A 386-nucleotide genomic window follows, 5' to 3' on the forward strand; every position below is an offset into this window, starting at 1 on the left:
GGGAAGCCTTCTGGAGGCGACCGGCAAGCTGTCTTTCGTGTTCCAGAGTGTCGATATTCCGATTGCTGTTTACGAGTATAATCAGGACATGAGGCGTGTACTGGCGACGAAAAAGCTGGGAGAGATTCTGATGATACCGGAGGAAGAACTTCGCACTGTACTTGCGGACAGGACGCTTTTCGTGGAACGAATCAGGGAGCTGTGCGCCGAACCGCTGGCTGAAGAGAAGGAAGTATACCTCCTGGAAGGGAGCGAGCGCCGTTATGTAAGGATTACGTCGTATGAAGGGGAGGGAAGGACGCTGGGAATCGTCATCGATGTGACAGAGGCGATCGTGGAGAAACAGCAGATTGAACAGGAACGGGATATTGATCTGCTTACCGGCC

1 protein-coding gene is annotated in these 386 nt (G+C 53.1%); it reads left to right on the top strand.

All coding sequences use genetic code 11. The features are described from left to right. Window positions 1–37: 37 nt before the first annotated feature. Window positions 38–386: GGDEF domain-containing protein (locus tag NE664_15570; protein ID MCQ4728052.1), on the top strand; the 349-nt coding region annotated here is incomplete at its 3' end.

Source organism: Anaerotignum faecicola, assembly GCA_024460105.1.
In the GTDB taxonomy this organism is placed as follows: domain Bacteria; phylum Bacillota; class Clostridia; order Lachnospirales; family Anaerotignaceae; genus JANFXS01.